Below are 24,240 nucleotides of genomic sequence, written 5' to 3' on the forward strand. Positions count from 1 at the left end.
CGCTTCTGTTTAGACGCTTAGTTTTTACGATTGAACGACACGCTTTTTATCTGCGCATATACCCACTGACCCGGTTTCAGCCCCAGTTCATCGCGCGCCCAAGGGGTAATCCGCGCCCATAACCATTGGTCGCCAATCGCGAGTTTGACATCCACCTGCCCATCGACCTCAAGGCATTCGGCTATTTTTACCGGCAAGATATTGCGGATACTGCTGTTTTGCGGTGGCTGCAACACTAACGAGACATCCGCTGCATTGATGCGAATACGCATTGAGCTACCCTCTGGCGCATCCAGCTTACTGACCCACAAGCGCTGATCAGCTAATGCCAGTGCGGTCATGGCATAGCGCTCATGATGACCAATCACACTCACCCGCAATATGCTGCTCGGCTCCTCGCGCTGCAACCAAGGGCGCAGTGCACTACTGGCCCACACCTCCTCCAGCCCGCCGACAGCGCGAACTTTACCGGCATCCATTACCACCACCTGATCCGCCAGCCGCAGGATCTCATCCATGCTATGGCTGACATACAAAATGGGGGTGTTTACATCTTGCGCCAGGCGCTCAAGATAGGGCAGCAGTTCGCGTTTGCGCGGTAGATCCAGCGAGGCCAAAGGTTCATCCATCAGCAGCAACTCAGGGGCTGTGAGCAGTGCGCGACCAATGGCCACTCGCTGTTTCTCACCACCGGACAGGGTTAGCGGAAAGCGGGTTAATAAGGGTTCGATACCCAGCAGATCGACAATCGCGTCAAACTGCCCGCGCATCGAGGGGGCCATGCCGTACTGCAAGTTGCCCCGCACCCGATAATGGGGAAACAGGCGCGCATCCTGAAAAACATAACCTACCCGGCGTTTTTCTGGCGGCAGATAAATTTGCTGCTCCACATCTACCAGTACCCGGCCATTGAGCACCACTTTCCCTTGCTGCGGCCGCGTCAGCCCGCCAATCACATTGATTAGCGATGTCTTACCCGCACCGGACAAACCAAAAATCGCGGTAATGCCCTGCGCCGGTAAATCCGTGGCCACCTGCAGGTGCAAATCACCCAGCTGTTGACTGAAATCCAGCTCTAGCATGGTGCCCCCATGCGCTTTTTACCCCACCGGGCCAGCCACTCGGAGAGCAGCAGTGACACCAATGACAAAATAATGGCGATAACACACAGCCGCGCCGCCGCAGCTTCCGCCCCGGGCGTTTCAATCAGCGTGTACATCGCCAGCGGGATGGTGCGGGTTTCGCCGGGAATATTGGACACGAAGGTGATGGTTGCGCCAAATTCCCCCAGTGAGCGGGCAAAGGAGAGCACGGTGCCGGCAATCACCCCCGGTAAAGAGAGCGGCAGCGTAATAGTGAAAAACACCCGCCACGGATTAGCGCCTAAGGTGCGGGCCGCTAACTCCAAACGGGTATCGACCGCCTCCAGCGCCAACCGGATCGCCCTGACCATCAGCGGGAAAGCCACCACCGCCGAGGCCAATGCCGCACCGCGCCAACTGAAACTGAAATTAATACCAAACCAGCTATAGAGCCATTCGCCAATAAAGCCGCGCCGGCCCATGCTGATCAGCAGCAAATAACCAATCACCACCGGCGGTAGCACCAGTGGCAAGTGAATGACGCTGTCTAACAACGATTTACCGGGGAAACGGCAGCGCACTAAAATCCATGCCATTAAAATACCTAATGGCAAACTGCACACCACCGCTACACCAGAAACCTTCAGGCTAAGAATAATGGCCTGCCATTCATACTCACTCAATATCATTAGCGTAGGGTAAATCCATAATTTTTGAAAATAGTCGCCGCCGCAGGGCTTTTCAGGTAATTATAAAAAGCAGTGACGGTCGGATTTTCATGATCTTTAACTATCGCCATTGGGTATTCAACCGGCTTATGACTGGCCTCCGGGAATATCCCCACAACTTTAACTTTCTTACTGGCTATCGCATCAGAGCCATAGACAATACCCAGTGGCGCTTCTGCCCGCTCGACCAGCGCCATTGCGCTACGAACATTGTTAGCACGGGCCATTTCTGGGGCTAAAGTTGACCAGGCCCCTAAATTCTCCAGTGACTCTTTGGCATAAATCCCGGCAGGAACATGGTCAGGATCGCCCACCGCTAAACGGCCGCCATCCAACAATTTTTTCCAGTCGGTTTTTTTATCAATGACCACTTTATCAATTTTGCTCTCTTGTGGCGCGATCAATACCAACTCATTGCCTAATAAAGTATAGCGCGTATTGGCAACAATTTGCTGTTTATCAATAGCATAATCCATCCATTGCTGATCTGCAGAGATAAAGAGATCCGCGGGCGCGCCCTGCTCAATCTGGCGTGCCAGGGTGGAGGATGAGGCGAAAGAGGCGACCACATCCACCTGCTGCTCTTTTTTATACTGCGCGGCAATATCTTGCAGTGCATTGGTCAACGAGGCAGCCGCAAAAACAGTAATGTTCTCTGCAGCGAACGCGGTGCTGGAAAATGTTGCCAGCAGTGCCGCACTCGCGACCCATTTACTCACTTTACCATATTGATTTTTCATGTTGTTCTCCGCATTAATGAGGCCGTTATATAGATTGAAATATAACGTAACATCAGCAGCAGGTCATGCGGTTTATCGGCAAGATGTGAGGTAACTTGAGTTGCAACCAGATGGGGAGAGATGAAGCGAAGCATAAAAACGAAAATGCCCAGCATTGAGGTGCCGGGCATTAAAATTCGGAGATCAGATTAGGAGCGTTCTTTGCTGTGGCCTGTTTTAGAGATGATGTTAAACACCTCTCCCAGCCCATAGATCATACCCAAAATCACTGCCATCACCACAGGTACCATGACCACGGCAAAAAGCAGACTTTTCAATAAATCTAACATGCCAGCCTCTCATTACTGCTTATTGAGCGATAACCTAGATTACCACAATAACTACCATCTATCATTTGCTGTAAATTATATCAGCAATAAGTGAATCCTGTTATTTTAACTAACAGCAAAAAAATGTAACCTGCCAAACGTGCGATCTGCCTATAAACAGGTAGTTAGAGCACGATAACTCTTTCCCGCTGGAGCAAAATAGACATGCAGGCCGAAATCCTACTGACATTAAAACTTCAGCAACGGCTGTTTGCCGACCCTCGACGCATTGCCTTGCTGAAACAGATACAGCACAGCGGATCTATCAGTCAGGGGGCAAAACTCGCCGGTATTAGCTATAAAAGTGCCTGGGATGCCATCAATGAGATGAATACCTTGGCGGAAGAGATATTAGTGGAGCGGGCAACCGGTGGCAAAGGTGGCGGCGGTGCGCATCTGACCCGTTACGGCGAGCGCTTAATCCAGCTTTATGATTTGCTCGAGAAGATTCAGCAAAAAGCGTTCGATACGCTGAAAGATGATTCGATGCCACTCGATAGCTTACTGGCCGCTATTTCCCGCTTTTCACTGCAAACCAGCGCCCGCAATCAATTTTTTGGCGCCGTCATTGAGCGCGACCACCAGCAGGTTCAGCAACACATCAATATTCTGCTGTCAGACGGTAAAACTCGTCTATCCGCAGCGGTGACCCAGCAGAGCGCCGATCGGCTACAACTTTCAACCGGCAAAGAGGTATTGGCGCTGATAAAAGCGCCCTGGGTGAAACTGGTCATTGATCAGGCACTGGCGGGTGCCGCAGATAACTCCCTTTCGGGGAGAGTTGCCAGCATCGAACCGGGCCACGATCACAGTGAAGTCATAGTGACCTTAACGGGGGGAGCCAGCCTCTGTTCGACGCAAAACAACAGTGAGTTACACCAACTGAATTTACGTGTCGGCAGCCCTGTTATTGCTCAATTCAATGCTGATCGCGTCATTATCGCGACACTTTGCTAAATAATTCAGCTCAGTTATTAGCCGTGAGTGTGGTATTGCTTATTGACAATCCGGCCCTTTCCGCTTATCCCTAACACTCATATTGTGTTGCAGAATGTGGGAAGGGTGATGTCTGAGTTGCATATATCGCAAGGTTGTTTTCGCCTAAGTGACACTCGGACACTCATCGTGCCGGAGTTATCTATCTCTGTTAGTGATAAAGAGCTGCCGGGCGATCAGCAGCAATCCGGCGATAGTTGGGCATTTGTTGGTGCTAATGGCAGCGGAAAATCAGCACTCGCCAAAGCATTATCAGGAGAGCTAACCCTGCTAAACGGCAGCCGCCAGAGTGATTTTCGCCATACGGTGCGGTTGTCATTCGAGCAGCTCCAGCAGTTAGTCAGCGAAGAGTGGCAGCGCAATAACACTGACCTGCTCAGCGCAGATGAAGATGATACCGGGCGCACCACCGCTGAAATTATTCAGGAAGAGTGCCAGGATCCGCAGCGCTGCCAGCAGTTAGCCGAGCAATTTGGTATCAGCCACCTACTCTCACGTCGATTTAAATATCTCTCTACCGGTGAAACCCGCAAAACAGTGTTGTGCCGCGCACTGATGCCACAACCGGACCTGTTGATTCTGGATGAACCCTTCGATGGGCTGGATGTCACCGCCCGCGCACAGCTAGCGGGCATGTTATCCACCCTCTCTGCGCAAGGTGTCACACTGGTTCTGGTACTCAATCGCTTTGATGATATCCCTGATTTTGTGCAGTATGTCGGCGTGCTGGCGGAGTGCCATCTGACCCATAGCGGCCCACGACAACAAATTCTATCAGAAGCCCTGATAGCCCAACTGGCCCACAGTGAAAATCTGGATGGCTTGTTGCTTCCCGAAACAGAACACCCGCAGCAGCGCGGCTTACCGCAAGATAACCCGCTGATTATATTGCGTAATGGGGTGGTGGAGTACAATGACCGCCCTATTCTGCACAATCTGAGTTGGCAGGTGAATCCCGGCGAGCACTGGCAAATTATCGGCCAGAACGGCGCGGGGAAATCAACCTTGCTCAGCTTGATTACCGGTGACCATCCACAAGGCTACAGCAATGATCTGACACTGTTTGGCCGCCGTCGTGGCAGTGGCGAAACCATCTGGGATATCAAGCGCCATATTGGTTATGTCAGCAGTAGCCTGCATTTGGACTATCGGGTCAGCTCCAGTTTGCGTAACGTCATTTTGTCCGGCTTTTTCGACTCTATTGGTATTTATCAAGCTGTATCTGACCGCCAGCAACAGTTAGCCGATGAATGGCTGGCCCTGTTGGGCTTCTCTGCCTCCGCCGCCAGTCAGCCTTTCCATAGCTTATCCTGGGGGCAACAACGACTGGCATTGATCGCACGGGCGCTGGTGAAACATCCGGCACTCCTGATTCTTGATGAGCCATTACAAGGTTTAGATCCGCTTAATCGCCTGTTAGTCCGCCGGTTTATTGATGTGATGATCGGCGAGGGGGAGACGCAACTCCTGTTCGTCTCTCACCATGCGGAAGATGCACCGCAGTGCATAACTCACCGTCTAACCTTTATTCCTGAGGGTGATATCTATCACTATCGTCAAGAGAAGTTACCCCGCTAAATCGCCTATGTTATGATCTCTAGCGCCAGCCATTATCAGTGCTGATTGTGGGTAATGAACCATTCAATAAAGGGATTATTTATGTGGGGTATCCTGGCGGCTTCGCTGCTTTTTTTATCTATTAACCGGGTTCTTGCCCTGTTTCTCCTGGCCTCGTCACTGTCGATTGCCTTTTATCACGGCGTCCTGACACTGCCCTCAGCCGTATTTTTGCTGGTGACCCTGATCGTTGCGCTGCTACTAAATAGATACCGTCAGCAGAAATGGCTAGCTGTCGGGCTGGAAACCCTGCTGGTATTGGCCTCCATCGCGCTCTTGCTGCATCTGGTGCCCGGCTTTAATAATCTCAAAGTGCTGGATAACGTCACGGTAGGGCCGCTCAGCGCGCTATTCACCATGTACTACAACCTTGATAAAGCGCTGATCCCCTTTATTTTGCTGGCTTGCCTGCCCACTCTGTTTGTTGCCAAAAATCATCCATCAATGAGCCGAATGGGCTGGATTGGATTGATTGTCAGCATGCCTGCATTGCTGCTGTTGGCCGTCGCCTTGGGTGGCCTGAAGATTGAATTGCACACCCCAGCATGGATTGGCTCCTTCGTGGTCGCCAATCTCTTTTTTGTTTGTTTGGCGGAAGAAGCACTATTCCGTGGCTATTTGCAGCAGCGTTTGAGTCAGTGGTTAGGGAGCTATCCGGCATTGATCATCACCGCCCTGCTCTTTGGCGCAGTACATTTTGCCGGCGGCCCACTGTTAATGATATTCGCCACGCTGGCTGGTTTGATTTACGGCCTGGCATGGCTGTGGAGTGGTCGTTTATGGGTAGCCGTGGCATTCCATTTCGCATTTAATCTGCTGCACTTACTCTTCTTCACCTATCCACTCTATTTGCCGCAGTAGCATTGATTGGTGAGCTTCCTTCGGAGCCGATCTGCGCGTTCAGCGCGGTATCGGCTCATAACATCACTAACTGGACATTCCTGCTAAATTGATGGATGGGAACGCTACCATTTCAGATATCATTGTCACCACCGAGATTTTTGTGATTTTTTATCTAACCTTGTTCATTCCGCACTATTTATGCTGCAACAGAGAATAAACTTGGATAAAATTGAGTGTAAACGATTCCATTATTGAGCGCAGATCACCTTTTCGCAGATAATGGCATGCTATCTTTCTTAGACCAAAGTCATTCGAGGAGACTTTTATGTACGTTCTGGTAACAGGTGGTAGCGGTTACATTGGCAGCCATACCTGTGTGCAATTGATTAAAACTGGTCATAAACCAGTGATCCTCGACAACCTTTGCAATAGCAAATCCAGCGTGTTAGATCGGATAAACTGCCTGACCGGCTATACACCTCAACTTTATCAGGGTGATATCCGTGATCGCGCCCTGCTTGACAAAATATTTGCAGCTCATCCTATTAGTTCCGTCATTCATTTTGCGGGCCTGAAAGCCGTGGGTGAGTCGGTCAGTAAGCCATTGGAATATTACAATAATAATGTCTACGGCACTCTGGTCTTGCTGGAGGCGATGCGCGCCGCTCAAGTCAAAAACTTTATCTTCAGCTCATCTGCCACGGTCTATGGCGATCAGCCGAAAATACCTTACGTCGAAAGCTTCCCAACAGGCTCCCCATCCAACCCCTATGGCCGCAGTAAATTGATGGTTGAGCAAATTTTGCAAGATGTGCAACTGGCTGATCCACAATGGAATATGACGATTCTGCGCTATTTCAATCCGGTCGGCGCCCATCCGTCAGGGCTGATGGGTGAAGACCCGCAGGGCATCCCAAATAATCTGATGCCATTTATTGCTCAGGTTGCCGTCGGCCGCCGTGAATCACTGGCGATATTCGGTAATGACTACCCCACCCCTGATGGCACTGGGGTGCGTGATTACATTCATGTGGTCGATTTAGCCGATGGTCATGTGGTGGCGATGAAAAAACTCCACAATCAGCCCGGCGTACATATTTTCAATCTGGGTGCCGGTGTCGGCAGCAGTGTCCTACAAGTGGTCGAGGCGTTTACCAAAGCTTGTGGCAAGCCGCTGGCCTACCACTTTGCCCCACGTCGCGAGGGCGATCTGCCCGCTTACTGGGCTGATTCGACCAAAGCCGCAGAACAGTTGGGCTGGCGCACCAGCCGCTCACTTGACGAAATGGCAGCCGATACCTGGCGCTGGCAATCCAACAATCCGCAGGGCTACCCCGATTAAGGTATTGTTATGACTGATTTTAACCCTGTGGATCATCCACATCGCAGATATAACCCACTGAGTGATCAGTGGGTGTTAGTCTCGCCCCATCGGGCCAAACGCCCATGGCAAGGCCAGCAAGAAGCCGCGGCGACGGAGAGCTTACCTGCGCACGATCCTGACTGTTTCTTATGTCCTGGTAATACCCGGGTGACGGGGGATGTCAATCCTGACTACACCTCCACCTATGTGTTTACCAATGATTTTGCCGCGCTAATGCCCGAGACCCCCGATGCGCCGCAGAGCGAAGATCCCCTGATGCGTAGCCAAAGCGCTCGTGGCACCAGCCGTGTTATTTGCTTCTCACCGGATCACAGTAAAACCCTGCCACAGCTGACCCTGCCGGCACTGGAAGATGTGATTCAGAGCTGGCAACAGCAGAGTGCCGAGTTGGGTAAAATTTACCCGTGGGTGCAAGTATTTGAGAATAAAGGCGCGGCGATGGGCTGCTCGAACCCCCATCCCCATGGGCAGATTTGGGCTAATAGCTTCCTGCCCAATGAGGCCGCGCGCGAAGACCGCCTACAGCGGGACTATTTTCAGCAACATCGGTCGCCCATGCTACTTGATTATGCCGAACGTGAGCGCCGTGACGGCAGCAGAACGGTGGTTGAAACCGAGCACTGGTTAGCGGTGGTGCCCTACTGGGCGGCATGGCCATTTGAAACCTTGTTGCTGCCAAAGGTGCAGATATTGCGCTTAGAGGATATCTCGGCAGCGCAGCGCGCCGATCTGGCTATCGCGCTGAAAAAACTGACCAGCCGCTACGACAATCTCTTCTCGTGCTCCTTCCCCTACTCAATGGGATGGCACGGCGCGCCCTATAGCATTAGTGGCACTGATAGCAGCAATGGTACTGATAACAGCGACAACAACGCGCACTGGCAGTTACATGCTCACTTCTACCCACCACTACTGCGCTCGGCGTCGGTACGTAAATTTATGGTGGGTTATGAAATGCTGGCCGAGACCCAGCGCGACCTTACAGCAGAGCAGGCGGCTGAACAGCTGCGGGCAGTCAGTGATGTTCATTATCGGGAAGGCGGAGTCAAATAATGAGTTTAAAACAGCATACCCAGGCTATTTTCCGCCAACAGTTTAACCGCGACGCTGAGGTAACCATTAAAGCGCCGGGCCGCGTCAATCTCATTGGCGAACATACCGATTATAACGACGGTTTTGTGCTGCCCTGCGCCATTGATTATGAAACAGTGATCAGCTGCGGTAAGCGTGATGACCGTCAAGTTCGGGTGATTGCCGCAGATTATGACAATCAGCAGGATATTTTCTCCCTTGATGCCCCAATAGTTCCACACCCGGAGTACCGCTGGGCAGATTATGTGCGCGGCGTGGTGAAGCATTTGCAACTACGCCATGCCGATTTTGGTGGCGCGGATTTGGTGATCAGCGGCAATGTACCGCAGGGCGCGGGCCTTAGCTCATCGGCATCATTGGAAGTGGCGGTCGGTCAGGCGCTGCAATCACTCTACCAGTTGCCGCTCAGTGGCGTGGAGCTGGCACTGAATGGCCAGGAGGCTGAAAACCAGTTTGTCGGCTGTAACTGCGGCATCATGGATCAGTTGATCTCCGCACTGGGTCAGCAAGATCACGCGCTATTGATCGATTGCCGCACACTGGAAACCCGCGCAGTGCCGATGCCGGCCAATGTCGCGGTGGTGATTATTAACTCCAATGTGAAACGGGGTCTGGTTGATAGCGAATACAACACCCGCCGTCAGCAGTGTGAAACTGCCGCCCGCTTCTTTGGGGTCAAAGCGCTGCGCGACGTCGATCCTAACCTATTTTTCTCCATTCAGGATGAGCTAGATCCGGTGGTCGCTAAACGCGCTCGCCATGTGATTACCGAAAATGAGCGCACGCTGGCCGCCGCCACTGCACTGGCCGCTGGTGACTTGAAATTGATGGGGCAATTGATGCAGGAGTCTCATATTTCGATGCGTGATGATTTCGAGATCACAGTTCCACCGATCGATAGCCTGGTGGATATTGTTAAATCGGTGATTGGGGAGCAAGGTGGTGTTCGTATGACTGGCGGTGGTTTTGGCGGCTGTATTGTCGCGCTAATGCCAACATCGCTGGTCGAGCAAGTTCGAGCTACCGTCGCGCGCGAGTATCCGGCACATAGCGGCGGCAGGACAGAAACCTTCTACGTATGTCAGGCCTCACAAGGAGCGGGTTTATGCTGAAAAACGACGCTGCATCGCCAGGCAGTGTTGACCAGTTAGCACCGGATGGTCACCCCTTTGTCATGACCGAGTTGCGCAATAAGTCAGGTATGAGCGTGACGCTGATGGACTGGGGTGCTACCTGGCTATCGGCGATACTGCCGCTGCCAGCGGGCGAAGAACGCGAACTGCTGCTGGGTTGCCAAACCCCCGCTGACTACTTGCAGCAGGCGGCATACCTCGGTGCCACGGTTGGTCGCTATGCAAATCGGATTGCTAACGCGCAAATCACCGTGGAGGGGCAAAACCTGCAACTGATACCGAATCAAGGCCCTCACCAGCTTCATGGTGGCCCAGAGGGGTTCCATGCCCGCCGCTGGCAAAAGGTTAAGCAGGATGAGAAGCAGGTCACCTACCAACTGCATTCGCCTGATGGTGATCAGGGTTTCCCCGGCAATCTGACCGCTGAAGTGCAGTATCTGTTAACCGAAGATAATCGATTGGAGATCCACTATCAGGCGCAGGTGGATAAGGCCTGTCCAGTGAATCTGACCAATCATGCTTACTTCAATCTTGATGGCGAAGGGCGTGATGTTCGGGCGCACCGTTTACAGCTGTTTGCCGACCGCTATTTACCCGTCGATAGTGATGGTATCCCAACAGGCGGGTTGGCGAATGTTGAGAAAACCGGCATGGATTTCCGTCAGCCGAAAACATTGGCGCGCGACTTCCTGCAAGATCGTTGCCAACAGCGGGTGAAAGGGTATGACCATGCTTACCTGTTACACCGCACCTGTGGTGCCACAGAGAGCCCGGCGGCACATTTGTGGTCATCTGACCATCGCGTACAGATGAGTGTCTACACCACAGCTCCGGCGTTGCAGCTGTATAGCGGCAATTTTCTTGGTGGTACGCCATCACGCAATGGCGGAACTTACGCCAACTACACCGGTGTTGCACTAGAGAGTGAATTCCTGCCGGATAGCCCGAATCACCCCGAATGGCCACAACCAGATTGCTGGCTAAAACCGGGGAAAACCTATCGCGCGACCACTGTTTATCATTTTATCGCCTTGTAACTTTTTTTATATGCGGCCGCCGACTACGCTTAATGGCATCTGTCAGGCGGCCGGTTCCGCTGTTGCCTGCCCTTTCAGACGCCAAAATAGCTTATAACCCGTGGTTAAATAAAGGGAATCCCTATGCGTCTAACTACCTTATGGTTGCTCTCAGCAGGCTTGTTGCTAAATGCCAATGTAATAGCAGCAGATACGGCTAAGACGCCCTCACCCGCTCAAGCCGCGCAGCAACAGAAAATGACCGATTGTAATAAGCAGGCAGCCACAAAATCGCTAAAAGGGGATGAGCGGAAGAGCTTCATGAGTCAATGCCTGAAAGCACAGCCTGCGCCAGATGCAAAAGCTCTGACGCCACAACAGCAGAAAATGAAAAGCTGTAATGCCGAAGCCGCAACCAAAGCACTAACAGGCGATGAGCGCAAAACCTTTATGAGCACCTGCCTGAAAAAAGCGGCCTAACCCCTCGGATAACACTCACTATAGCCAAAGTCATTGGCATCGCAGGTAAACATGCCCCTGCGGTTCCAAGGGCAGATTGTATTTCGCAGAATCGATTCAACTAACGCCCTTACGTTAACGCAAAAAATTGGTTATGGTTAAACACAAACGATTGCTGTTAGCGGCAATCCGGCAATATAATGATAATAGTTATCATTGAATCATTTGAGGAGTTCGAACTATGGCAGTAACAAAGCTGGTTCTGGTACGTCACGGCGAAAGTCAATGGAACAACGAAAACCGTTTCACCGGTTGGTATGACGTTGATTTATCTGAGAAGGGCCGTACTGAAGCAAAAGCAGCGGGCAAGCTGTTAAAAGACGAAGGCTTCGCTTTTGATTTCGCTTACACCTCAGTGCTCAAACGCGCTATCCACACTTTGTGGAGCATTCTGGATGAGTTGGATCAAGCCTGGTTGCCAACAGAAAAAACCTGGAAGCTGAATGAGCGTCATTACGGCGCGCTGCAAGGTTTGGATAAATCAGAAACTGCGGCTAAATACGGTGATGACCAAGTTAAACTGTGGCGTCGCGGCTTTGCTATCACGCCACCAGCACTGGACAAAAGTGATGAGCGCTTCCCAGGCCATGACCCACGTTATGCAAAATTAACCGATGCAGAGCTGCCGACCACTGAGAGTCTGGCGCTGACTATCGATCGCGTTATCCCTTACTGGGAAGAGGTGATCAAACCACGCATTGCCAGCGGCGAGCGCGTTATCATCGCCGCCCACGGTAACTCTCTGCGTGCTTTGGTAAAATATCTCGATGATCTGAATGAAGAAGAGATTCTTGAGCTGAACATCCCAACTGGCGTGCCATTGGTGTATGAGTTTGATGAAAACTTCAAACCAATCAAACACTACTATCTGGGCAATGCTGAAGAGATCGCAGCTAAAGCGGCTGCGGTTGCCAATCAGGGAAAAGCAAAGTAATTATCGCTGATTAGCGCCATTAAAAAACCCCCGTTCATCATTGATGCCGGGGGTTTTTATTTGCCTGCCTAATCATTTGCATCGGCGGTTTGTTTGACGGCAGACAGCGCTTACTGGCGGCGTGCCTTCACTGCGCTGGCCAGTTGGCGCAGTAACACTTCGGTATCTTCCCAGCCAATACAGGCATCGGTGACACTCTTGCCGTAAGTCAGTGGCTCACCACTTTCAAGATTCTGATTGCCTTCCACCAGATGGCTCTCAATCATCACGCCCATAATGGATTTTTCACCCTGAGCAATCTGGCGGCAAACATCAGTCCCGACTTCCATCTGCTTTTTGAATTGCTTACTGCTGTTGGCATGGCTGAAATCAATCATTATCTGTGGTTCAAGGCCCGCTTTGCTTAGCCCCTCTTTAACCGCCACAACATGTGCGCTGCTGTAGTTTGGCTCTTTACCGCCACGTAAAATGATATGGCAATCACCATTACCGGCGGTATTGACTATCGCTGAATGGCCCCATTTGGTCACAGACAGGAAGCAGTGTGGCGCACTGGCGGCATTAATTGCATCAATGGCGACTTTAATCGTGCCATCAGTGCCATTTTTAAATCCAACCGGGCAAGAGAGGCCCGACGCCAGCTCACGATGAACCTGAGACTCAGTAGTACGGGCGCCAATAGCCCCCCAGCTCATCAGGTCAGCCAGATATTGCGGGGTGATCATATCCAAAAACTCACCCGCCGCCGGTAAACCGCTATCGTTAATATCCAGCAGCAACTTACGGGCGATACGCAAACCGTCATTGATGTCGTAGCTACCATCCATATGCGGATCGTTAATCAGACCTTTCCAACCCACCGTGGTACGCGGTTTTTCAAAATAGACTCGCATCACCACTTCCAGCTCGCTTTGCAGCTCTTCGCGCAGCGCCAGCAAACGGGTGGCGTACTCTTTTGCCGCCTGAGTATCATGAATTGAGCATGGGCCGATAACCACCAACAGACGGTCATCATTTGCGCGCAAAATATTGTGAATCGCTGTGCGGGTCTTGGATACGGTTTCTGCGGCATTTTTGCTGGCAGGAAACTTCTCTAACAGGGCAACAGGGGGCAGGAGTTCCTTAATTTCATTAATCCGTAGGTCATCATTCAGGTAATTCATAGCTTTTCCATTAAGTCTTGTGACGATCATCGCACAACGTCTATCTGTACCAATATAGTTGAACCAATTTAGCGGGTGAATTGAACGCTGTAAATCTACTTTGTCGCTTTAAATGTTGAACACGGATTAACCTGAGTTAAAGCCAGTAAGGCAAACTCGCCCCTAAGACCTATACTCAACAACAATTTTATCAGCGCGGTTAATTCACGGTTTGAATCCAACTCTACCAGCGTTAACATAAACAAACTGTTACCAGCACCTATCTCATGGTCAAGGATAAACATGGCGGCATCCTCACTTTTCCCACCAAACAGCAATAGCAAACGTCTGCTGATCGCCTTCGCTGTCACTACCCTGTTTATGATAGTCGAAGCTATTGGTGGCTGGTTATCCGGCTCTCTGGCGCTGCTGGCGGATGCGGGGCACATGCTGACCGACTCTGCTGCATTATTCATCGCGTTGATGGCCGTACACTTTTCGCAGCGAAAACCCGACTCCCGCCATACCTTTGGCTATTTGCGACTGACGACGCTGGCCGCTTTTGTGAACGCCGCCGCATTACTCTTGATAGTCGTGCTGATTGTCTGGGAGGCCGTCCAACGCTTCGTCTCCCCCCATGAAGTCATGGGCGTGCCGATGTTAATCATCGCCATTGCAGGGCTACTGGCGAATATCTTCTGCTTCTGGATACTTCATCGGGGTGAGGAAGAGAAAAATATCAATGTGCGCGCTGCGGCCCTACATGTCTTGGGGGATTTATTAGGCTCAGTCGGGGCGATCATCGCCGCCATCGTGATCCTAACCACCGGCTGGACGCCAATCGACCCTATTTTGTCAGTATTGGTCTCTGCGTTAGTGCTACGTAGCGCCTGGCGGCTACTGAAAGAGAGTTTCCATGAATTGTTGGAAGGCGCGCCGCAGGAGATTGATATCGCGAAACTGCGCCAAGGCCTATGTACTGACATATATGAAGTGAGGGATGTCCATCACGTTCATCTATGGCAAGTCGGTGACCAGCGGCTTATGACGCTGCATGTGCAGGTGATCCCCCCAAGGGATAATGATGAATTGCTGCAACGTATTCAGCACCATTTATTGCATCACTACAATATTGGTCATGCCACCATTCAAATGGAGTATCAGGGCTGCGAACCCCCCGACTGCTCAATTAATCAGGCGACTCCGGCAGGGGGGCATCACCACCATCATCACTGAGGCAAACAGTCAGGCCGTAGGCTCCACAAAGGGATACCTACGGTCTGATTTATGCTACCCAGCAAAAAGCTATTGAACTGAAATATTACTCACCTTGGACCGACAGCGGGCGTGAATGATTTCGCGCCGCACTCTTCATCCACAACCACGAACCGTTCAGGGCAATCAGCGTCAGTATTACGTACTCCAGCGCCATGGCGTACACCCCTTGATAGGCGAATATTGCGACACTGATCACGTCAATCACCACCCAAATCAACCAGTTTTCAACATATTTGCGGGTCATCAGGATCATTGCCACAATGGACAAGACCATCATGGTGGAGTCCCAGAAAGGAAAAGCATCAGGTTGCAACTCAGGCATTTGCACATTGGCACCAAAGCTCTGCATCACCGTCACAGCCACCCGAGTCAACCAGGCAAATACGCTATCAATATGCAGTGTCATCAAGGTGATACCGGCGATGCAGACCGCCGCCCAACCCAATGCCTTGGGCAAAGATAGCCAGCGGATCTTCAACTCAGCCTGATTATCGGGGGTCTGTTTGCTCCAGGCATACCAGCCGTAAATATTGGCGACGAAGAAGAACAGCTGCAATAACAAGCTGGCATAGAGCTGGATCTGGAAGAAAATCACCGCGAACAGTGTCACGTTAATCAAACCAAACAGATAGTTGATGATCTTCTCTTTGCTGGCAAACCAGATGCACAGCAACCCAAACAGCGTACCAATCGCCTCAATCCATGAAAGGTCATAACCGCCCGCACCCAGCGGAATATGCACCAATATATTGCTTGTACTGAAGAGATCCATTTGGCGTCCTTTTAGCTGTCACCCATCGTATTTGAAGTTGCAGGGGTGTTGACCACGCGCCCTCACCCGAATCACTTACTGATGTAAACTCATCGGGATTCTCTTGTTGCCGCCTACCTGCAACGCCAAATTTTTTGGGTATAAATAATTTTTGGTATAAATAATAAGTGTTAAGGCCATTTAATCGAATTCACAACTTAAGCATTGCCTTTGATTTGCAACTTCAATTGGTTGGCAAAATCCAACATACGATTTAGCGGTATCAGCGCCTGCTGACGCAACGCTTCATCAACATCTATCTCATGCATCACCCCGCCCTGCTCCAGCCCTTCAGCAATGGCTCTGAGGCCGTTCATCGCCATCCACGGACAATGGGCGCATGTTCTGCATGTCGCGCCTTCGCCTGCGGTTGGCGCTTCAAATAACTCTTTATCCGGGCAGGCCTGCTGCATCTTGTAAAAAATGCCGCGATCGGTTGCGACGATCAATTTCTGCTGCGGCAAGGTTTTTGCCGCCTGAATCAGTTGGCTGGTTGAACCAACAGCATCCGCCATATCGACGATCGCCTGAGGAGACTCCGGATGGACCAGCACCGCCGCGTCAGGGTGCAGGGCTTTCATACGGGCCAGTGCCTGGGTTTTAAACTCGTCATGGACGATACAGGCCCCCTGCCAGCATAAGATATCTGCCCCACTCCTCTTCTGCACGTAGTTGCCCAAATGGCGGTCGGGCGCCCAGAGGATTTTCTCGCCCAAGCTATCGAGATGCTCGATCAACTCAACAGCAATACTCGAGGTGACCACCCAGTCAGCTCTGGCCTTTACTGCCGCCGAGGTATTGGCATAGACCACCACGGTGCGATCTGGGTGGCTATCACAGAAGGCGGCAAATTCATCAATCGGGCAACCTAAATCCAGCGAGCACTCGGCATTCAGGGTGGGCATCAATACTTGCTTCTCTGGATTGAGAATTTTGGCCGTCTCCCCCATAAAGCGCACGCCGGCGACCAATAGGGTCGAAGCCGGATGAGTATTGCCAAAGCGCGCCATTTCGAGGGAGTCAGCGACGCAGCCACCGGTCTCTTCTGCCAATGCCTGAATTTCGGGGTCGGTATAATAGTGAGCGACTAACACAGCATCGCGTTGCTTCAGCAGTGTTTTGATTTTCTCACGGTAAAAGGCTTTTTCATCCGCATCCAGAGGGACTGGACGTGGTGGGAAAGGGTAAATAGCCGCATTCACATCAAAAATTTCGCTCATCGCTCACATCTCTGTTGCCAATCATTCCGACGCCACCAACCATTGCTGACTGCCAGTAGAATTGGTTTGTTTTTTATCCTAAACAAAATAACCAATATTTAGCGAAAAGTCGCTCGATATTGTCCGATAATGGCAAAAATGTTTAATGGAGTTAAAAGTGAGGTGAAAAATAGAGTGATAGAAGAGCGGTAGGAAGATTATAGAGATGATATTTGGGGGCTGGAAGTAAAAATATAAATTGGGAGCTTGGGAGGAGTATGGTTCAGGCGACATAAACATAATGGTGGGCCGTGCGGGATTCGAACCTGCGACCAATTGATTAAAAGTCAACTGCTCTACCAACTGAGCTAACGGCCCATTATGTTTTGTTACTGACTAACAATTCGATGCTCATCGTGCGGGATTACTCGTCCTGCGGACTCGCCCTTCGGGTCAACGCTAGCGCGTTGCTGTCTCGCTTCGCTCGGCTCGAACCTGCGACCAATTGATTAAAAGTCAACTGCTCTACCAACTGAGCTAACGGCCCATTATGTACTTACTGCTTAATGACAATTCGGTATTCGTGGTGCGGGATAACTGTGCTGCTACATAATGGTGGGTCGTGCGGGATTCGAACCTGCGACCAATTGATTAAAAGTCAACTGCTCTACCAACTGAGCTAACGACCCATTATGTATTTACTGCTTAATGACAATTCGATATTCGTGGTGCGGGATAACTATGCTGCTACATAATGGTGGGTCGTGCGGGATTCGAACCTGCGACCAATTGATTAAAAGTCAACTGCTCTACCAACTGAGCTAACGACCCATTATGTATTTACTGCTTAATGACAATTCGATATTCGTGGTGCGGGATAACTATGCTGCTACATAATGGTGGGTCGTGCGGGATTCGAACCTGCGACCAATTGATTAAAAGTCAACTGCTCTACCAACTGAGCTAACGACCCATTACCGGTACTACTGACGATAATTTCCTGCTGCCTTAACGTTTTACAAGTTGTCTTGGCAACGGCGGCATATATTACTAATTTCTCTTCACAGTGCAACTTAAATTTCTGTTGAGGCGTCTAACTGCTTGTTCTTCGCTCGCCAAAGCCCAGAAATTAGTCAATATGACCAATTCCTGGACTCTAAAAAGGCTAAAGAGCAGATAAACGTTTCTGTGCCTGTTTAGCAGCATCAGTATTAGGATATTGCTTGATCACTTGTTGATAAACCGCCTTCGCTTTATCGCTTTGGCCTTTATCCTGCATGATCACCCCAACTTTAAACATCGCTTCTGAACTTTTTGGAGACTTGGGATAATTTTTCACTACAACAGCATAATAATATGCAGCATCGTCTTTCTTACCTTTGTTGTAATACAACTGCCCTAGCCAGTAGTTGGCATTAGGCTGGTAAGTCGACTTTGGATACTGTTTCACAAAACCTTGGAAAGCAGTGATCGCTTGATCGTATTGCTTTTTCTCAAGAGCCAAGGAAACAGCCGCATTATAATCGCTGTTTTCATCACCAGTACTTGCCGCAGGAGCCGCTGTAGTAGCTATTGTCCCTGCCGCAGCAGTATCGGAACTTCCAGTCGCTGCATTAGCTGACGCAGCAGCATCAGCCGCAGGCGCGGCTGTTGAAGCCCCCTGACCACCACTCAGACTATCCATCTGCTGGTAGATCTGTTTTTGCCGCTCAACAATTTGATTGAGCTGGTACTGATTTTCTTGGATCTGACCGCGTAAACTATCAACATCGCGTTGCGAATCAGACAGTTGTTGCTGAAGTTGAGTTAATAGCTGGCTGTGAGCGTTGGAAATACGCTCAAGTTGAGTGACCCGATCTTCTACCGAGCCGGAGCCGACATTACTGATTGGCGCTTGGGCAGTAGCGGCCCATGGGACCGCTACGCCAACCAGTAACGACAGACCCACCAAGTGACGTCTGAAGTTACTGTTCATGCGATTCTCTTAGTAAACCAGAACTGCACGACGGTTTTTAGCGAACGCTGCTTCGTCATGGCCCAGTACTGCTGGTTTCTCTTTACCGTAAGAAACGATAGAGATCTGGTCAGCAGAAACGCCTTTACCTTGCAGATACATCTTCACTGCATTAGCACGACGCTCGCCCAACGCGATGTTGTATTCTGGCGTACCGCGTTCATCCGCGTGGCCTTCAACAACAACTTTGTAAGATGGGTTGCTACGCAGGAATGCAGCATGTGCATCCAGCATTTGAGCGAAGTCAGAACCGATATCGTATTTATCGAAACCGAAGTAAACGATATTGTTCTTTTGCAGTTCTTGCATCTGAAGACGTGCTTGCTCTTCGGAAGACAGGTTGCTGCCGTTTTCTGTACCAGTGCCAGCGCCCATGCCAGATTGGTCATTATTTGCGCTTTTGTTAGAACTACACGCAGCTACAGCCAGAACTGGCAAAGCCAACATTAGCCCTTTTAGCACTTTGTTCAGTTGCATCTCTTTGATCCTTTTATAGTTTGCCATACATACGTATTTACACATGCATCACAGATACGGCGACCAGGCAGGAAATTTGACCTGTCCATCAGTTGCCGGAAGACGCGCTTTGAAACGCCCATCAGTCGAGACCAGCTGTAACACGGCTCCCAGCCCTTGTGTCGAGCTATAGATAACCATGGTGCCGTTAGGCGCGATACTAGGCGTTTCATCCAGGAACGTGTCCGTTAATACTTGAACGGCTCCCGTTACTAGATCCTGTTTGGCGATGTGTTGCGCCCCACCATTGGAACTAACCAATACCAGGAACTTACCATCAGGACTCACATCTGCGTTCTGGTTCTGAGAACCTTCCCACGTGATTCGCTGTGGCGCACCGCCATTAATATTCACTTTATACACTTGTGGACGACCGCCCTGATCCGAGGTATAGGCCAGATTTTGGCTATCCGGGAACCAGCTTGGTTCTGTGTTATTGCTACGGCCATCAGTAACCTGGCTGATTTGGCCAGAAGCTAAGTCCATAACATACAAGTTCAGGCTACCGCTTTTAGATAACGCGAAGGCCAGTTTAGTCCCGTCCGGTGAGAAGGCTGGTGCGCCATTATGACGTGGGAATGAAGCCACTTGTCTGATTGCACCATTTGCCAGCGTCTGGATAACCAGTGCTGATTTACCACTCTCGAAAGTGACATAAGCAATTTTGCTACCATCTGGAGACCAGGCTGGTGACATCAAAGGTTCAGGAGAGCGGTGAACCACAAACTGGTTGTAGCCATCGTAATCAGAAACCCGCAATTCATGTGGGAATTTACCGCCGTTCGTCTGCACGACATAAGCAATACGGGTACGGAAAGCACCTTTAATCCCGGTCAGTTTTTCAAATACTTCATCACTGGCAGTATGCGCGGCATAACGTAACCATTGCTTGGTTACTTTATACTGGTTTTGCGCCAAAACGCTACCTGCAGCACCAGAAGTATCGACTAACTGGTAAGAAACGACATAACTGCCATCGGCACTCGGTTGAACCTGACCAACAACAACGGCATCAATACCCAATGCCGTCCAGGCCGCAGGCGTGACTTCAGCCGCAGTGGAGGGCTGTTGTGGCATGCGAGCTGCGTCAATAGGGTTAAACTTACCACTGTTACGTAAATCCGCGCCAACAATAGCGCCAATCTCTTCAGGTGGTGTGCCCGGCCCCATCCATTTGAATGGAACGACTCCAATTGGGCGCGCAGAGTCTACCCCTTGGGTAATCTCAATTCGAACTTCTGCGTGTAATACAGACGCCCATAAAACTAAAAAGCCTAGCGCTACTCGAAATGCCTGCTTCATCTTGTCTCCCTTATCCGAGCGGGATGCCCGCGATAATTAGCAGAATTTTAACAAACCAACGCAAACAAAACTACATAATCCACTGGTCGATTAACACTATTATCCACTGCCAATCAAACTTTATTGCGGTTTAAAATCAAGTGGAACATTCTTAAACACTTCATAAACATCCTGGCTTGGCGGTTTAGGTATTTTAGCCAGTTTTGCCGCGGCAATAGCAGCCTGACACAGTGCCGGGTCGCCACCTTCCGCTTTAACATCAATTAATAGACCATCTGGTGCTAATTTAATTCGCAGATTACAGGTACGGCCTTTGTAAAGATCTGCATCATAAAATTTACTTTGGATTGCAGCGGTTACCTGGCCCAGATAGCCACTGATATCACCCGCTGATGCCCCACTCTTCTTGCCACCACCTTTACCTGCGGCGGCAGCACCTGCGCCTGAACCACTTTTCGGTGCATTCTTGGAGTTTGCCAGGCCACCAAACAGATCATCTACGTCTGTTGTGGCAGCCGCAGCTTCTGCGGCAGCTTTTTTCTTAGCGTCAGCAGCGGCGGCTTTCTTAGCGTCAGCAGCGGCGGCTTTCTTAGCGTCAGCAGCGGCGGCTTTCTTAGCGTCAGCGGCAGCTTTTTTCTCAGCATCTGCGGCCGCTTTCTTTTCAGCAGCATCGGTTGCGGCTTTTTCAGCAGCTTCTGCGGCCTTCTTCGCATCAGCATCGGCTTGTTTCTTCGCAGCAGCCGCTACAGCAGCCTCTTTTTTGGCTTCAGCTTCCGCTTTTTTCTGCGCGTCAGCCTGCGCTTTCACGATTTTGTCTGCTTCCGCTTTGGCCTGAGCCGCTGCGGCCTCAGCCTGTTTCTGCTCTTCTTTCGCTTTTGCAGCAGCGGCGGCGGCAACTTTCTGTTGCTCAGCGGCCTGTTTTTGCTGCTCAGCGGCTTGTTTTTTCTGTTCTTCAGCCGCCTGCTTGGCATCTTCTTGCGCTTGCAGACGCTCTTTTTCCAACTCTTTCAGGCGCTGTTGTTCTGTGGCCTGTTTTTGCTGTAACTCTTCCGCTTGTTGTTCGGCTTTCTTCTGGCGTTGCTGTTCTGCGCGTTTAGCATCCGTCTGCTGCTGTTGCTGACGGTTATACTGTTCTGTCACCGCGCCCGGATCGACCATGACGGCGTCGATAACTTCGCCACCAGCACCACCGCCGCCCATTTCAGTCGTCTGCGTCAGAGAGCCCCAAATCAACAGGGCAATCAATACGATATGCAGAACCACCGAAACTATAATGGCGCGATTCAGCTTATCATTTTGCTCGGTTGCCTTACCCACGCTCGATTTCCACACTCGATGTCCGCGCTCTATTTCTAAAAAACGGAACTGCTAAAAACAGGGTATCTACTGACTGGATTCACTAGCAATCTAGCCAATATCAACGCAAATTTATATCGGTTGAGTCATTAAGCCCACCGATGTCACGCCAGCCTGATGCAGCATATTCAGGGCCTTGATGATTTCATCATAAGGGACCTCTTTTGCGCCGCCAATCAGGAATACGGTTTTCGGATTCGATTTCAATCTCGCCTGAGCTTCCGCCACCACTTGTTCTGAGGGCAGTTGCTCCATCCGCTGATGATCAATCACCAGCGAATATTGCCCCACACCTGACACTTCGACAATCACCGGTGGATTATCATCACTTGAGACGGTTTTTGAATCCGTCGCATCAGGCAGGTCCACTTCAACGCTTTGCGTGATAATCGGCGCTGTCGCCATAAAAATCAGCAATAGCACCAGCAAGACGTCAAGCAAGGGAACAATGTTAATTTCAGACTTAAGCTCGCGACGTTTACGACCACGTACTCGCGCCATACAACCCCCTACTTATTTGCTATCAGCGCTGGCAAAAGCCTGACGATGCAGAATAGCAATGAACTCTTCCATGAAGTTGTCATAGTTTTGTTCAAGTTTATTCACGCGCTGATTCAGACGGTTATAAGCCATAACCGCAGGGATGGCTGCAAACAGACCGATTGCCGTAGCAATCAGTGCTTCAGCAATACCCGGTGCGACCATCTGCAATGTTGCCTGCTTTACCGCACCCAGAGAAATAAAGGCGTGCATAATCCCCCATACTGTACCAAACAGGCCAATATACGGACTGATGGAACCGACAGTACCAAGGAATGGAATATGAGTTTCCAGCGCTTCCAATTCACGGTTCATTGAGATGCGCATCGCACGGGAAGCGCCGTCAATCACGGCCTCAGGTGCGTGGCTGTTTGCACGGTGCAAACGGGCAAACTCTTTAAAACCAGAATGGAAGATCTGCTCGGAGCCGCCAAGCGTATCGCGGCGGGCCTGGCTTTCCTGATACAGGCGAGATAACTCAATGCCGGACCAAAATTTATCTTCGAAGGCTTCCGCATCGCGGGTGGCAGCATTCAGAATACGCGTTCGCTGAATGATGATCGCCCATGAAGCAATAGAAAAGCCCATCAAAACCAGCATGATAAGCTTAACAAATAGGCTTGCCTGCAGGAATAAATCCAGAATGTTCATGTCAGCCACTACTTAAACTCCGCGACAATAGACTTAGGAAGCGCTCTTGGCTTCATTTGGTGTGGATCGATACATGCGATCAATACTTCTGCACTACTCAGAAGATTGCCATGTGAGTCGAGAATTCGTTGAGCAAACGTGAGAGAAGCCCCACGCATTGCGGTAATTTCACTCTGAACTTCCAGCATATCATCAAGACGTGCAGGTGCCAGATATTCTACCGTCATGCGGCGGACAGCGAAAGCGACATGCTCACTGAGCAATTGCTGCTGGTGGAAATTGCGTTGGCGCAACATTTCTGTGCGCGCCCTTTCGTAAAAGGCAACGTAGCGTGCATGGTAAACCACGCCACCAGCATCGGTGTCTTCAAAATAGACACGTACTGGCCATCGAAACAACGTATTACTCACTCTACTTCCCAGTAATGCAATTAACGGACACACTATACTGAAGAGCGTTACGCTTTGGAATCACTTGCGAGAATAGAACGAAAATAATTATGGGCCAGGCGGCCCATAAGGAGAGATTTTGTGCAGATTAGGCGATATAGCTTCAGATTAAGCGAAAAAGTAGAATAATCCCGCGCCCAAGATCACAATTGCTGGAAGTGGTGAGAAAAAAGCGCGCAGCCACACCCGTTTAGGGCGAAAACCTACACCATGAATCACACCAGTACACACTGCCCACACGATAAACACCTCTTGCCACACTTCAAGTGAGCTGGTTGCCGCCGCGAAACGCGAAGGGTCCCAAAACACACAGAAAGCCACAGCAAACGCGAGCAGCAGTGAAAGGGCCCTAAGCGGGCCCTTATCCATTAACTCATATAACTTATCGGACAACATCGTCTTCGCCATTTTTAGCGGCTTTCTCGGCTGCATTGGCTTCACTCTGCTCCAGCGCCAGAGCAGTAATGATACCAAAGGAGCAGGCCAGAAGTGTCCCTAGAATCCAGGCAAAATACCACATGCTTTATGCT

The 24,240-nt window shown here is 50.6% G+C and carries 26 protein-coding genes, 4 tRNA genes and 1 other RNA gene; 10 read left to right on the top strand and 21 right to left on the bottom strand.

The window, feature by feature from the left end:
• Window positions 1–17: 17 nt before the first annotated feature.
• From modC to FFE93_RS14540, 4 genes are all read right to left on the bottom strand, one after another.
• On the bottom strand, window positions 18–1,082 hold the full coding sequence (modC, locus tag FFE93_RS14525) for a molybdenum ABC transporter ATP-binding protein ModC (protein WP_049599422.1): 1,065 nt from the start codon (window positions 1,080–1,082) through the stop codon (window positions 18–20).
• A complete protein-coding gene (modB, locus tag FFE93_RS14530) occupies window positions 1,076–1,771 on the bottom strand; it encodes a molybdate ABC transporter permease subunit (RefSeq protein ID WP_032898637.1) in 696 nt (231 codons plus the stop codon). Before modB ends, modC begins: the two co-directional genes overlap by 7 nt.
• Window positions 1,771–2,550 carry a molybdate ABC transporter substrate-binding protein gene (modA, locus tag FFE93_RS14535; RefSeq protein ID WP_005277908.1) on the bottom strand — a complete coding sequence of 260 codons (780 nt, stop codon included), beginning with the start codon at window positions 2,548–2,550 and terminating at the stop codon, window positions 1,771–1,773. The genes modB and modA overlap by 1 nt, the downstream gene beginning before the upstream one ends.
• A gap of 188 nt (window positions 2,551–2,738) precedes the next feature.
• Window positions 2,739–2,879 (bottom strand): AcrZ family multidrug efflux pump-associated protein, encoded by a 141-nt coding sequence (locus FFE93_RS14540; protein WP_005277911.1) that lies wholly within the window; start codon window positions 2,877–2,879, stop codon window positions 2,739–2,741.
• 204 nt (window positions 2,880–3,083) lie between these two features.
• Here FFE93_RS14540 and modE point away from each other — a divergent pair, with 204 nt between their 5' ends.
• The 9 genes from modE to gpmA all read left to right on the top strand — a co-directional run bounded on the left by modE (window position 3,084) and on the right by gpmA (window position 12,452).
• Window positions 3,084–3,875, top strand: coding sequence for a molybdenum-dependent transcriptional regulator (gene modE / locus FFE93_RS14545; protein ID WP_005277914.1), 792 nt, complete (start codon window positions 3,084–3,086; stop codon window positions 3,873–3,875).
• Window positions 3,876–3,983: 108 nt separating this feature from the next.
• Entirely contained in the window at window positions 3,984–5,492 is a 1,509-nt protein-coding gene (modF, locus tag FFE93_RS14550) for a molybdate ABC transporter ATP-binding protein ModF (RefSeq protein WP_057646987.1), read from the top strand.
• Window positions 5,493–5,573: 81 nt separating this feature from the next.
• On the top strand, window positions 5,574–6,392 hold the full coding sequence (locus tag FFE93_RS14555; RefSeq protein ID WP_054872439.1) for a CPBP family intramembrane glutamic endopeptidase: 819 nt from the start codon (window positions 5,574–5,576) through the stop codon (window positions 6,390–6,392).
• A 307-nt stretch (window positions 6,393–6,699) separates the two neighbouring features.
• A complete protein-coding gene (galE, locus tag FFE93_RS14560; RefSeq protein ID WP_138775382.1) occupies window positions 6,700–7,716 on the top strand; it encodes a UDP-glucose 4-epimerase GalE in 1,017 nt (338 codons plus the stop codon).
• A 9-nt stretch (window positions 7,717–7,725) separates the two neighbouring features.
• Window positions 7,726–8,811, top strand: a complete 1,086-nt coding sequence (gene galT, locus FFE93_RS14565) for a galactose-1-phosphate uridylyltransferase (RefSeq protein ID WP_032898644.1) — start codon at window positions 7,726–7,728, stop codon at window positions 8,809–8,811.
• On the top strand, window positions 8,811–9,962 hold the full coding sequence (galK, locus tag FFE93_RS14570; RefSeq protein ID WP_138775383.1) for a galactokinase: 1,152 nt from the start codon (window positions 8,811–8,813) through the stop codon (window positions 9,960–9,962). Before galT ends, galK begins: the two co-directional genes overlap by 1 nt.
• Complete coding sequence (gene galM / locus FFE93_RS14575; protein WP_057646984.1) at window positions 9,956–11,020, top strand: galactose-1-epimerase; 1,065 nt, start codon at window positions 9,956–9,958, stop codon at window positions 11,018–11,020. Before galK ends, galM begins: the two co-directional genes overlap by 7 nt.
• Window positions 11,021–11,143: 123 nt before the next feature.
• A complete protein-coding gene (locus FFE93_RS14580; RefSeq protein ID WP_032898648.1) occupies window positions 11,144–11,479 on the top strand; it encodes a PsiF family protein in 336 nt (111 codons plus the stop codon).
• A gap of 220 nt (window positions 11,480–11,699) precedes the next feature.
• Window positions 11,700–12,452: a 2,3-diphosphoglycerate-dependent phosphoglycerate mutase gene (gpmA, locus tag FFE93_RS14585; RefSeq protein WP_004877283.1), complete on the top strand. Its 753-nt coding sequence runs from the start codon at window positions 11,700–11,702 to the stop codon at window positions 12,450–12,452.
• Between the two features lie 110 nt (window positions 12,453–12,562).
• Here the strand turns inward: gpmA and aroG are convergent, their stop codons facing one another.
• Entirely contained in the window at window positions 12,563–13,615 is a 1,053-nt protein-coding gene (aroG, locus tag FFE93_RS14590) for a 3-deoxy-7-phosphoheptulonate synthase AroG (protein WP_005277937.1), read from the bottom strand.
• Window positions 13,616–13,897: 282 nt separating this feature from the next.
• Between aroG and zitB the strand changes: the two genes are divergently transcribed.
• Entirely contained in the window at window positions 13,898–14,830 is a 933-nt protein-coding gene (gene zitB, locus FFE93_RS14595) for a CDF family zinc transporter ZitB (protein WP_138775384.1), read from the top strand.
• A gap of 85 nt (window positions 14,831–14,915) precedes the next feature.
• Here the strand turns inward: zitB and pnuC are convergent, their stop codons facing one another.
• The 16 genes from pnuC to cydX all read right to left on the bottom strand — a co-directional run bounded on the left by pnuC (window position 14,916) and on the right by cydX (window position 24,230).
• Complete coding sequence (gene pnuC, locus FFE93_RS14600; protein ID WP_049599441.1) at window positions 14,916–15,644, bottom strand: nicotinamide riboside transporter PnuC; 729 nt, start codon at window positions 15,642–15,644, stop codon at window positions 14,916–14,918.
• A 197-nt stretch (window positions 15,645–15,841) separates the two neighbouring features.
• Complete coding sequence (gene nadA / locus FFE93_RS14605) at window positions 15,842–16,903, bottom strand: quinolinate synthase NadA (RefSeq protein WP_057646978.1); 1,062 nt, start codon at window positions 16,901–16,903, stop codon at window positions 15,842–15,844.
• A gap of 281 nt (window positions 16,904–17,184) precedes the next feature.
• Window positions 17,185–17,260: transfer RNA gene (locus FFE93_RS14610), tRNA-Lys, on the bottom strand.
• A 29-nt stretch (window positions 17,261–17,289) separates the two neighbouring features.
• Window positions 17,290–17,422: non-coding RNA, RtT sRNA (locus tag FFE93_RS21560), on the bottom strand.
• A gap of 73 nt (window positions 17,423–17,495) precedes the next feature.
• Window positions 17,496–17,571 (bottom strand) — tRNA-Lys (locus FFE93_RS14620).
• A gap of 66 nt (window positions 17,572–17,637) precedes the next feature.
• A tRNA-Lys gene (locus tag FFE93_RS14625) sits at window positions 17,638–17,713 on the bottom strand.
• A 66-nt stretch (window positions 17,714–17,779) separates the two neighbouring features.
• Window positions 17,780–17,855: transfer RNA gene (locus FFE93_RS14630), tRNA-Lys, on the bottom strand.
• A 192-nt stretch (window positions 17,856–18,047) separates the two neighbouring features.
• On the bottom strand, window positions 18,048–18,857 hold the full coding sequence (cpoB, locus tag FFE93_RS14635) for a cell division protein CpoB (protein ID WP_032898745.1): 810 nt from the start codon (window positions 18,855–18,857) through the stop codon (window positions 18,048–18,050).
• A gap of 9 nt (window positions 18,858–18,866) precedes the next feature.
• The gene (gene pal, locus FFE93_RS14640; protein WP_005278500.1) at window positions 18,867–19,373 is read right to left on the bottom strand and encodes a peptidoglycan-associated lipoprotein Pal; all 507 of its coding nucleotides are present in this window, start codon (window positions 19,371–19,373) and stop codon (window positions 18,867–18,869) included.
• Window positions 19,374–19,421: 48 nt separating this feature from the next.
• A complete protein-coding gene (tolB, locus tag FFE93_RS14645) occupies window positions 19,422–20,714 on the bottom strand; it encodes a Tol-Pal system beta propeller repeat protein TolB (protein ID WP_005278498.1) in 1,293 nt (430 codons plus the stop codon).
• 120 nt (window positions 20,715–20,834) lie between these two features.
• Window positions 20,835–22,031, bottom strand: a complete 1,197-nt coding sequence (gene tolA, locus FFE93_RS14650) for a cell envelope integrity protein TolA (protein ID WP_186367659.1) — start codon at window positions 22,029–22,031, stop codon at window positions 20,835–20,837.
• A gap of 111 nt (window positions 22,032–22,142) precedes the next feature.
• The gene (tolR, locus tag FFE93_RS14655; RefSeq protein ID WP_004393306.1) at window positions 22,143–22,571 is read right to left on the bottom strand and encodes a colicin uptake protein TolR; all 429 of its coding nucleotides are present in this window, start codon (window positions 22,569–22,571) and stop codon (window positions 22,143–22,145) included.
• Window positions 22,572–22,583: 12 nt separating this feature from the next.
• Window positions 22,584–23,270 (bottom strand): Tol-Pal system protein TolQ, encoded by a 687-nt coding sequence (tolQ, locus tag FFE93_RS14660; protein WP_004715787.1) that lies wholly within the window; start codon window positions 23,268–23,270, stop codon window positions 22,584–22,586.
• Complete coding sequence (gene ybgC / locus FFE93_RS14665) at window positions 23,270–23,671, bottom strand: tol-pal system-associated acyl-CoA thioesterase (protein WP_005165498.1); 402 nt, start codon at window positions 23,669–23,671, stop codon at window positions 23,270–23,272. Before ybgC ends, tolQ begins: the two co-directional genes overlap by 1 nt.
• A gap of 147 nt (window positions 23,672–23,818) precedes the next feature.
• A complete protein-coding gene (ybgE, locus tag FFE93_RS14670) occupies window positions 23,819–24,106 on the bottom strand; it encodes a cyd operon protein YbgE (RefSeq protein WP_049599449.1) in 288 nt (95 codons plus the stop codon).
• Window positions 24,093–24,230: a cytochrome bd-I oxidase subunit CydX gene (gene cydX / locus FFE93_RS14675; protein ID WP_005278488.1), complete on the bottom strand. Its 138-nt coding sequence runs from the start codon at window positions 24,228–24,230 to the stop codon at window positions 24,093–24,095. Before cydX ends, ybgE begins: the two co-directional genes overlap by 14 nt.
• Window positions 24,231–24,240: the final 10 nt, after the last annotated feature.

This window comes from Yersinia sp. KBS0713 (assembly GCF_005937895.2).
In the GTDB taxonomy this organism is placed as follows: Bacteria; Pseudomonadota; Gammaproteobacteria; order Enterobacterales; family Enterobacteriaceae; genus Yersinia; species Yersinia bercovieri.